The sequence below is a fragment of the Qipengyuania aestuarii genome (genome assembly GCF_019711535.1).
Lineage (GTDB): Bacteria > Pseudomonadota > Alphaproteobacteria > Sphingomonadales > Sphingomonadaceae > Qipengyuania > Qipengyuania aestuarii.
Window position 1 is genome coordinate 924177 of sequence record NZ_JAIGNP010000002.1, and the last position, 10226, is coordinate 934402.

At 58.3% G+C, this 10226-nt stretch carries 10 protein-coding genes and 1 tRNA gene; 2 read left to right on the forward strand and 9 right to left on the reverse strand.

Translation table 11 applies throughout. The annotated features are described in order from the left end of the window. The first annotated feature begins 20 nt into the window (after window positions 1–20). On the forward strand, window positions 21–659 hold the full coding sequence (locus K3175_RS09610; RefSeq protein ID WP_221543114.1) for a LysE family translocator: 639 nt from the start codon (window positions 21–23) through the stop codon (window positions 657–659). Then, window positions 656–1381 (forward strand): extensin-like domain-containing protein, encoded by a 726-nt coding sequence (locus K3175_RS09615; RefSeq protein ID WP_221543115.1) that lies wholly within the window; start codon window positions 656–658, stop codon window positions 1379–1381. Before K3175_RS09610 ends, K3175_RS09615 begins: the two co-directional genes overlap by 4 nt. Here K3175_RS09615 and phoB read toward each other — a convergent pair whose 3' ends face one another. From phoB to K3175_RS09660, 9 genes are all read right to left on the reverse strand, one after another. Further along, entirely contained in the window at window positions 1382–2071 is a 690-nt protein-coding gene (gene phoB, locus K3175_RS09620) for a phosphate regulon transcriptional regulator PhoB (protein ID WP_221543210.1), read from the reverse strand. Window positions 2072–2132: 61 nt separating this feature from the next. Beyond that, the gene (phoU, locus tag K3175_RS09625) at window positions 2133–2804 is read right to left on the reverse strand and encodes a phosphate signaling complex protein PhoU (protein ID WP_221543116.1); all 672 of its coding nucleotides are present in this window, start codon (window positions 2802–2804) and stop codon (window positions 2133–2135) included. A gap of 12 nt (window positions 2805–2816) precedes the next feature. Next, window positions 2817–3608, reverse strand: coding sequence for a phosphate ABC transporter ATP-binding protein PstB (pstB, locus tag K3175_RS09630; protein WP_221543117.1), 792 nt, complete (start codon window positions 3606–3608; stop codon window positions 2817–2819). Further along, window positions 3602–4852, reverse strand: coding sequence for a phosphate ABC transporter permease PstA (gene pstA / locus K3175_RS09635; protein ID WP_221543118.1), 1251 nt, complete (start codon window positions 4850–4852; stop codon window positions 3602–3604). The genes pstB and pstA overlap by 7 nt, the downstream gene beginning before the upstream one ends. Next, on the reverse strand, window positions 4845–6230 hold the full coding sequence (gene pstC / locus K3175_RS09640) for a phosphate ABC transporter permease subunit PstC (protein ID WP_221543119.1): 1386 nt from the start codon (window positions 6228–6230) through the stop codon (window positions 4845–4847). The genes pstA and pstC overlap by 8 nt, the downstream gene beginning before the upstream one ends. An 18-nt stretch (window positions 6231–6248) precedes the next feature. Then, on the reverse strand, window positions 6249–7298 hold the full coding sequence (locus tag K3175_RS09645) for a substrate-binding domain-containing protein (protein WP_221543120.1): 1050 nt from the start codon (window positions 7296–7298) through the stop codon (window positions 6249–6251). A gap of 127 nt (window positions 7299–7425) precedes the next feature. Continuing rightward, on the reverse strand, window positions 7426–8778 hold the full coding sequence (locus K3175_RS09650) for an OprO/OprP family phosphate-selective porin (protein ID WP_221543121.1): 1353 nt from the start codon (window positions 8776–8778) through the stop codon (window positions 7426–7428). 133 nt (window positions 8779–8911) lie between these two features. Beyond that, window positions 8912–10081: a sensor histidine kinase gene (locus K3175_RS09655; RefSeq protein WP_247710798.1), complete on the reverse strand. Its 1170-nt coding sequence runs from the start codon at window positions 10079–10081 to the stop codon at window positions 8912–8914. A 68-nt stretch (window positions 10082–10149) separates the two neighbouring features. Beyond that, window positions 10150–10224, reverse strand: a tRNA-Glu gene (locus K3175_RS09660). Window positions 10225–10226 lie beyond the last annotated feature (2 nt).

Below are 10226 nucleotides of genomic sequence, written 5' to 3' on the forward strand. Positions count from 1 at the left end.
TCGCGTTAGGCGCCGATCGCATGTTTGACGCCGAGCGATTACTGGCTTTTGCTCTTGTCACCGCTGCGACAAGTATCGTGCCCGGACCGTCGATGATGTTTGTCATGGGGCAGGCAATCTGGCGCGGTCCGCGGTCTGGCTGGACAGCGCTGGTGGGTATGCAGATCGGCTACATTATCTGGTGGATCGCTGCGGCATTCGGACTTGGTACGCTGGCTAAGGCCTACCCCCTGGCCTTTCGTCTTCTGGCGCTCTTCGGAATAGCCTATCTAGCGTGGCTAGGGGTAAAAGCCATCTGGCTTTCCTTTCATGCCGACGACGCAGATAATGCCGAGCCTTCCCGCAAACCATCGTCCCATGCATTTCGTGATGGAATTGCAGTGGCCATCGGCAATCCCAAGTCACTGGTCTACATGGTGGCGGTCATTCCCCCGTTCGTTGATCCGGAACTGCCGGTGGGATGGCAGATCGTCACGCTCGCGCTGATCGCGCTTATACTCGATATGATCATTGGCTCGCTGTACATCTTTGCCGGAAAGCGTTTGGCTGGCGCTATGGAAAAGACCGCGACGCGACGCTGGATCGATCGAGCGATTGGCTGCGTATTCATTTTGATAGCCTTGGCTGTTGCAGTCGATCTCTATGGAACTGAGCTGTGAAATTCACCCTGTCACGCCATATCGGTAAGTTCGTATTAGACCGACGAGTTCTCGCCCTGCTCGTGCTGGCAAATCTGTTCATCGCGGCCCGCGCGTGGTTGGCTGCACATCCCGAACACAATCCATGGGCGCCGCTCTCGCTCGACGACCCGCAAGGCTGGGCGACCCAGCAGAAACTTCTCGCCTTACGGGATGACGTGCCCGCCTGCCGCGCAGTGTTGGAGCGCAGCGGTGTGGCATTCAATGTGCTGGATCCGGCGGGAGAGGGAGAGTGCCGCCGAACGGACCGCACTCAATTATCAACCTTTCCGCTAAGTCCCGGCGTGCCCGCAACGACTTGCCCGGTCGCCATCGCTATGGAGCTATGGAAAAAGGATACACTCGAAACCAAGGCTGAAGAAATTTTCGGCAGTAGAATCACGCGAATCGAGCACCTGGGTGCCTATTCCTGCCGGCGGATTTATGGTCGCGATGAAGGCGCGTGGAGCGAGCATGCGACTGCAAATGCGCTTGATATTGCAGGTTTCGTGCTCGAAGACGGCAGACGGATTAGCGTGCTTGGCGACTGGGACGGCGAGGCCGATAAGGCGCTATTTCTACGCGAGGTACGTGACGGGGCGTGCACTGCATTCTCGACGGTGCTGTCACCGGATTACAACGCTGCCCACGCCGATCACTTTCATCTGGACATGGATAGCCGCTGGACCAGCGTCTGCCGCTAATCAAGCCGCTTCCAGCGAATATCCCGCGCTACGGACGGTGCGGACCGGATCCTTTGCCCCGTCGATCTCCAATGCTTTGCGGAGCCTACGGATATGCACATCTACGGTCCGCAGTTCGATATCGCTTTCGGTACCCCACACACCATCCAACAATTGGTTGCGGCTGAACACCCGCCCAGGGCTTTCCATGAAGAATTTCAGCAACCGGTACTCGGTCGGGCCCAACTTGAGGGGAGTACCGCGCCGCAAAACTTTATGGGCGACCGGATCCAGCGTCAAATCGCCTACTTCAATGGATTCCCCTGCCAAAACGGGGCGGATCCGGCGCATGACTGCTGCAACCCGAGCCAAGAGTTCGCGTGGGGAAAACGGCTTGGTCAGATAATCGTCTGCGCCCGTCTCAAGGCCGCGGATACGGTCGTCCTCTGCCTCTCGCGCGGTCAGCATGATAATCGGAACATGCGCTGTGGTCTTGTCGCGGCGGAGCCGACGGCAGACTTCGATCCCGCTGGTGCCCTCGATCATCCAATCCAGGATGACGAGATCGGGTACGTCTTCCGATGCCAGCAGCAAAGCATCGTCACCGTCCGCAGTAGTACGGACATCGTACCCCTCATTAGAAAATCTGTATTCAAGAAGTTCCGAGAGGGCGGGATCGTCCTCTACCAACAATAACTTACCTGCCTTCACCTTGGCGCCTTCCTGCGGTTTCTTTGACACGGCAGTATGACCTTCAAGCTACAGAATTGTGTCAACCATCCTCGTCAACGGGATAAGTGCCCGTAGCGGCAAAGTGGACCATTTCGGCCACGTTCGTTGCATGGTCGCCGATCCGTTCGAGATTCCGGGCAACAAACAGCAACTGCGCCGCGCTGGAGATCGTCGCGGGATTTTCTACCATGTGGCTGACGAGGTTGCGGAAGATAGAATTGTAAAAGGCATCAACCTTCTCATCGGCGGCGATGACTTCGCGTGCCAATTCCGCGTCGCGCGCAGCATAGGCCGTCAGCACGTCGTGCACCATCTCGCTCGCGACTTCGGCCATCGCCGGAAGCAGGGTGAGTGGTTCGAACTGCTTGCGATGGTCGCCTATCTCGCGGCTCGCCTTGGCGATGTTCTTCGAATAATCGCCAATACGCTCTACCACGCCGGCAATCTTCAAGGCGGCGATCACCTCGCGCAGGTCGTCCGCCATCGGCGCCCGCAAGGCGATTATGCGGACGGAAAGCTTGTCGATTTCGCTTTCAAGCGCATCAATCTTCTTGTCGCCCTTGACCACCTTCTTGGCCAGCTCGTCGTCACCCTGCACCAGTGCGTCGAGCGCCTCCTGGATCGCGACTTCGGCAAGACCACCCATCTCCGCAATCAGACCGCGCAGGCGGGTAATGTCTTCGTCAAAGGCCTTTACTGTGTGTTCTTGCATTCTCTTGGAGCCTTATCCGTAGCGGCCGGTGATGTAGTCCTGCGTGCGCTGTTCGATCGGGTTGGTAAATATATCGGAAGTCCGCCCATATTCCACCATTTTACCGAGGTGGAAAAAAGCAGTCCGCTGGCTGACGCGCGCGGCCTGTTGCATGGAATGAGTTACGATGACGATGGCATAACGACCATTGAGATCGTCGATCAGTTCCTCAATTTTTGCGGTCGCGATGGGATCGAGCGCTGAACAGGGTTCGTCCATCAGGATCACCTCCGGATCGACCGCGATGGCGCGGGCGATGCACAGGCGTTGCTGCTGGCCGCCCGAGAGGGCTGTTCCGCTGTCCTGCAGGCGGTCTTTGACCTCTTCCCAAAGGCCGGCTCGGCGAAGCGATTTTTCAACCACCGCATCGAGCTCGTCCTTACCCTCGGCGAGGCCGTGGATCTTGGGCCCGTAGGCGATATTCTCGTAGATCGATTTGGGGAAAGGGTTGGGTTTCTGAAACACCATGCCCACACGTGCCCGCAATTGGACAACATCGAGCTTCGGCGAATAGATATTCTCGCCGTCGAGCGTGATCTCACCTTCGACACGTGCTGAAGGAATGGTGTCGTTCATCCGGTTCAGCGAGCGCAGAAAAGTCGATTTCCCGCAGCCCGAGGGGCCGATGAATGCAGTGACATATTCTGTTGGAATATCGATCGACACGTCGTCGATAGCTTTTTTCTGACCGTAGAACACGGACACGTCGCGTGCACTCATCTTGGCGTCGACGTTCTCTAGATTTTCGTGAACTACAGTCACCATTTTTTCTCGAACTTATTGCGCAGGTAGATGGCGAGGCCGTTCATCAAAAGGAGGAACAGCAAGAGGACGATGATAGCAGCGCTGGTGCGCTCCACAAAGCCGCGGTCGATTTCGTCGGACCAAAGGAAAATCTGCATGGGAAGCACTGTTGCGGGCGCGGTCAAACTATCGGGCGGGCTTGCTACGAAAGCACGCATACCGATCATCAACAACGGCGCAGTCTCTCCCAATGCACGGGCCATCCCGATGATGGTCCCTGTAAGAATGCCGGGAAGGGCGAGTGGCAGAACGTGATGGAAGACCACTTGGACCGGCGAAGCGCCAACTGCCAGAGCGCCATCACGAATGCTTGGAGGCACTGCCTTGATCGCGTTACGCCCGGCGATGACGATGACCGGCATGGTCATCAACGCTAAGGTCATCCCTCCAATCAATGGGGCGGAGCGGTAGCTGGGGAAGACCGTCAGGAAAACGGCGAGCCCGAGCAAGCCGAAGATGATAGATGGAACGGCAGCCAAATTGTTGATCGAAAGTTCGATCAAATCCGTCCACCGGTTCTTGGGTGCGTATTCTTCAAGATACAGCGCAGCAAGCACACCGATCGGGAAAGCCAGAGCCAGAGTGACGATCATCGTCAAAATGGAGCCCTTCAGAGCGCCCCAGATACCCACCTGCTGTGGATTGGTAGCGTCAGCGCGGGTGAAGAACCCAATGTCGAAATTCTTCTCGAGTTTGCCCGCATCGGCAAGTTCAGCGGCCAGTTGACGTACGTCCTGCGAACCTTCGCCATCAAGACCGGAGGCCAGATCTGCGCTGGCGGGAATCCAGAACACTGTTTCTCGCTGAAGAATAGCCGGATCGGCAACTATTGCCGCAGCGACATCTCTCCATGCCTGTCCGCCTATTTCAGCGGCTCCTTCGTCGCCGAGAGATTGCTGGGCGAAATATTCAACGACCTGCGGTAAACCTTGGGATTCCAGCGACTGGACGGCGTTGCCTGTCTCGAGCGAAGACGCATCGATGGAGATCCCTGCCTCGGCGAAATCTATCGGCACTTCAACTTCGGCGCGCTGAAAGCCGCCAATGCCGTTAATGGTCATCGTGCCCAGAAGATAAAGCAGCACTAGAACCGAAAAGACGATCGCGCCGAGGCCCATGGCCTTAAACCGTTTTTCCGCGGCATAGCGCTTTTTAAGCCGCGCTTCGAAAGCTGGCGTGCGTGTGGGGGCGATCTGCTCACTCATAAGCTTCGCGGAACCTTTTAACGACGCGCAGGGCGATAAAGTTTAAAGCAAGCGTAACCAGGAACAGCACGAAGCCGAGTGCAAATGCGCTGAGCGTGGCCGGATGGTCGAAACTCCCCTCTCCGGTCAGCATGGCAACGATCTGGACAGTGACCGTCGTCATGGATTCCAACGGATTGGCGCTGAGATTGGCCGCAGTAGAGGCTGCCATGACAACGATCATGGTTTCGCCGATTGCACGACTCACCGCGAGCATCACGCCGGCCACAATGCCGGGCAGTGCAGCGGGCACAAGTACCCGCCGAATGGTCTCGTTCTTGGTCGCTCCCATCGCAAGACTGCCATCCCGCATGGCCTGGGGCACGGCGGCAATGCTGTCGTCGGCCATGGATGATACGAAGGGGATGATCATCACACCCATGACGAGGCCTGCGGCAAGGGCGCTTTCGCTGGATGCCGAAGTGGCACCAAGTGAAATGGCGAAATCCCGGATCGCCGGGGCGATGGTTAGTGCGGCGAAATAGCCGTAAACGACGGTTGGAACGCCCGCGAGGATTTCCAGAGCGGGCTTGACCCATGTCCGGAGCCTCGGGTCCGCATATTGAGTGAGATAGATGGCGCTCATCAGGCCGAGAGGAATTGCCACGATCATCGCAATGATAGCGCCGATGAACAAAGTGCCCCAGAAAAGAGGGATGGCGCCGTAGCGGCTCGCATCGGGATTGGCTGCATTGGCCATCGGGTCGGGGCCCCAATGCGCACCGAACAGGAAATCGATTGGGTTGACCATGCCGAAAAATCGGACGGTTTCGAACACCAGGCTGACAAATATCCCGAGCGTGGTCAGGATCGCCACCAGCGACGCACCCAGCAGGATCGCCATAACGATCTTCTCGACCCGGTTGCGCGCAGCAAAGTCCGGCTTGAGGCGCAAGAATGCATACGCTCCGCCAAGAAATGCGACCAGCAGGGTGACGATAATTCCAATCCAGTTGTAGCGTGACAGCGCCTCGCGATACGGCTCGACGAACTCACGTGCCAGAGGGTTGAAAACGGCCTGAGAAGCGCCTGTCGCTACTGCGCGGGCCTCGTTGAGGATCGTTTGCCTTTGGAAGCCGAATGCGGGAAGCTGATCGGCCGCGGGGCTCGCCAGCACCGACTGCGTAATCAGCCCCGGGGCGACAGCGCTCCAGATGCCGATAAAAATCAGCACCGGAAGCACGATCCAGAGCGCCACGTACCACGCATGGTAATTGGGCAGGCTGGCGATCCGCCCATGTGAACTGGCGCGCCGGAAGGTCCACGCCCGAGCACGGGCCGCCAACCACCCGGCGAGCCCGAGCCCGAGGGCCAGGAGGAGCAGGATAGTCAGCGACATCGTGAGTACATTTGAACCTTACTTGAGCTCGGAGCCATCGAGCGTGTCAAAGTTTGTGGCGGCCGACATCGAGCGGTCCATCACGTCATCGGGATTGGCCACGAGGCCGATCTTGGCAAGCGGCCCGCCGCGATTCCACATCTGCGACCACTGGCCCAGGAATTCCTTCAGGCCCGGGATGGCATCAAGGTGCGCCTTCTTTACGTAAATGTAGAGCGGACGCGCGCCGGGATATTCGAAGCTGGCGATGTTTTCGTAGGTCGGGGCAACGCCGTTCATGTTGAGGCCCTGCACCTTGTCTGCATTTTCCTCAAGATACGAATAGCCGAAAATCCCCACGGCATTCGGATTGCCTTCGATCTTCTGGACGATGAGGTTATCCTGTTCGCCCTGATCGACGTACTTGCCGTCGCTGCGGACTTCGGTGCACAGCTGGGCGTGACGATCCTCGTCGCTATCCTTCAGGGCTTCCATCTCAGCATTAGTGTCGCAGCCCGGTTCGAGGATGAGTTCCTTGAGCGCATCGCGCGTTCCCGAAGTGCTCGGCGGCCCATAAACCAGGATCTGCGTGTCCGGGAGTGACGGATCGACATCCGACCAGGTCTGATTGGTCTGTTCTTCGCCGTACGGCCGAGCTGCGAGTGCTTCGTAGACCATTTTTGGCGTTAGATTCATCGTGATGCCGCCCTTGGCCGAAGCAAGCGCGATACCGTCAAGTCCGACCTGTACTTCGATGATGTCGGTAACACCATTCTGCTGACATGTTTCGAACTCGCTTGCCTTCATGCGGCGCGAGGCGTTCGCAATGTCGGGCGTAGCAGCGCCGACGCCTTGGCAGAACAGTTTCATGCCGCCGCCCGTACCGGTCGATTCGATAATCGGCGATTTGAAGTCGGGATTGGAGCGGGTGAAGGTTTCCGACACGGCCTTGGCGAAGGGATAAACGGTCGAGGATCCGACCGCTTTGATCTGATCGCGCGATGCGCCGCCGCCGGCATCGTTGCCGCCGCAAGCTGCGAGAGTGAGGGCCGACGTGGCCGCGAGAGCGAATTTGAAAGTCTTTGTCATTGGTAGAAACCCCATTGGTGTCCAACTAGCCGCGCAAAAGCGCGGAATTGTTACGTGTTGACGACAAGAGTGTGACTTTCGCTATCGGGTCGCCGAATCTGCTAGGCGGCCCTTAACGACATCGGGATCAGAAATCGACCTGCGCCCGGACCCCGACCGCGTCGACGCCGTAATCCCGGTCGCCACCGGCAGTCGGAAGGGCGGCATCATCATATTCCAGCCGGCCGTAATTGACGCTGAAAAGCGTATAGTCGGTCGGTTTCCAGATCAGTGAAGCCTGATACCCGTTCTGTATCTCGCCGACTATGCCACCGTCGTTGAGGTCCAGATAGTCGTACCGCAGGTTTACCTGAAGCGAGCCGAAACCGCCTTCTCCGACCGGGTTGGCCGGCTTGACGCGATCGAACTTACCGCCCTTGTATCCGCGCGTGTCACCTGCGGTGAGGAAATAGCCTGCTTCTGCATACCCACCGAAGAAAGCGGGGTTCGAGCCTGCGATCGGCATATCGACTTTCTGCCTGTACCCTTCCGCTACAGCATGGAAGGGGCCAGCGATCGCGGCAGCTTCCAATCCGATGCCGAATTCATTGTCGGCAGCCAGCTCGCCGCTATCGACGAACCGGGTCGACGTAAAGTGGACCAGAGGGCGCTGGCGATAACGGACGCTAGCATCCTCGTCTCCGAGATCGTTGTAATGTAGCGAGCCGGCGAAATGCAGTTGGGTGGCGCCGATCTCGGGCATGATGGCTATCCTTCCGTCGATCCCGCGATTATCGGTTCCTGTATCTGCAAAATTATCTGTAAACACTCCGAGCTGTGCGAGAAGAATGCCGGTTCCATAGGACGCCGATGCGCCAATCCGCCTTTCGAAGCCGAAAGCATCGGTAAAGGCTGCCCGCTCGATGAAGCTCGTGTGTAGCGAACTGGTCAGCTCTTCCAGAGACTGAAAGTTGTTATGCTGCCCGATTGCAATCTCGAGAGGTCCGTCGTCATAGGTTAGGATCGCGTCAGCGACTGCCACCTCATCGCCGGCAAAATCGACCTCGAACTTGTATCCGAAGCCTCCTGGAAGGTCGCCCGACGCCCCGATGCGCGCGCGGCGGACTTCATTTCCAAAGCCATCGTCAGCCGAAACTGAGTCGGGAGCAGAAAGAGTGCCGGCATCGAACATGAGGCGACCGCGCGGCGTAAAACTCCATCCATCAGATTTGACCAGAGTGTTAACCGGTGCGCTGGCGGCAGGCGCCGATACCTCTTCGGGACTATCAACGACCGCGGCGGCTTGAGTAGCACTTGCGGATTTTGCCGCGGCCAAATCGGATTCCAGTTCGTCGATCCGGGACGTCAAAGCACGAAGCTGCGCACGCATGGTCTCCAGCTCCTGTTCGGTCGAAACCTCTTGGTCCTGGGCGAAAACGGGCGTGGCAATAGTGCAGCTAAGAGCTGCGGCTATGATGGAGGGCCGAAAAGCGATCTTCATGTGACGAATCTCTTACAACATGACATTTCGGCGTCGCATCTATGACCGGTACATTACGTCTTTGTGACATAAGTCTGACGCAACGAGGCGGGCCGTAAACGGCCTGCGCAAGACATTGATTTTCCGGCCTTATCTATTCGGCGAGGGGCAGGGTTATTTTAACCTTGGTGCCTTCTCCGAGAGTGCTATCGATAGCGAGCTTGCCACGATGACGTTCGACGATGTGCTTGACGATCGCCAGCCCCAGTCCCGTGCCGCCGGAGGCCCGGCTGCGGCCAGGATCGGTACGATAAAAGCGGCGCGTAAGGTGAGGCAGGTGTTCCGGCGCAATGCCGTCGCCGCGATCCTGCACCGACAAAACAACACGCTTGTCGCCCTGCGGCTGCAGGCGAACCGTGACGGGCTGGTCTTCGGAGCCATATTTCAGCGCGTTGTCGACAAGGTTGCGGACCATCTGTTCCAGCTGCTGCTCATCACCGCCGACGCTGAAGTCGCCATGTGAATCCATATCCAGTCGAACCGCGCGATCTCCCGCTGCATCACGAGTGGCGCGATCGACCAGCTTGCCGAAATCGAGAATGTGGTCGGGCAGATCATGCTTTTCAGCTTCGATCCGCGAAAGCGACATGAGGTCGCTAATCAATTGCTGGAGGCGAAGCCCTTCACGCTGAATGGTAGCAAGAAACTTGTCGCCCATCTTGGGATCGAGATCGTCGATATCTTCGCGTAACGTTTCGACATAGCCCAGAATGGAAGCGAGAGGGGTCCGCAACTCGTGGCTGGCATTGGCCACGAAATCTGTGTGCGCTCTACTGATATCCGCCTCGGCGGTCTTGTTCACGAATTCGATGATGGACAGCCCGCCTTCCAGGCTCTGGCGATTGATCCGCCAGATATCCTTGCGCCGGGCGAGGCCGCGCACGATCGCAACCCCGTCCTCACCGCTTTCCAGCAGGCTAACAGCCTCGGGCTGCCGCAGCGCCATACGGGCGTCCTGTCCAAGGATGTGCGATCCGAGAAGGCGGCGCGAGGCCAGATTGGCGATCACGACCCGGCCATTCTCGATTACGATGACAGGGCTCTCGGAATGTTCAAGCAGATCGCCTATGTTCTCGCGGGAGATCCCGCCATTCTTGCGCTTTTCCACCGGGGGCGGCGGAGGTCCGCCTACAAGCCAGAGCGAGCCAGCCCAGACCAAAAGCATGAGCAGAATCGGGAGGGTGGGGAGGCCGAGAATGATCAGGCCCGTGGCCGTGGCGAGTGCCAGCGCAAAACCGGACCAGGGAAAGGGACGGGAAGTCATTATGACCAGGCGCTTAGCGGCCCGGGGCGGTGGGCGCCAGCCCGGCAAACCGATTGTCATGGAAGAGGTGGTGACCCGTACGGGAATCGAACCCGTGTTTCAGCCGTGAAAGGGCCGCGTCCTAACCGCTAGACGAACGGGCCAC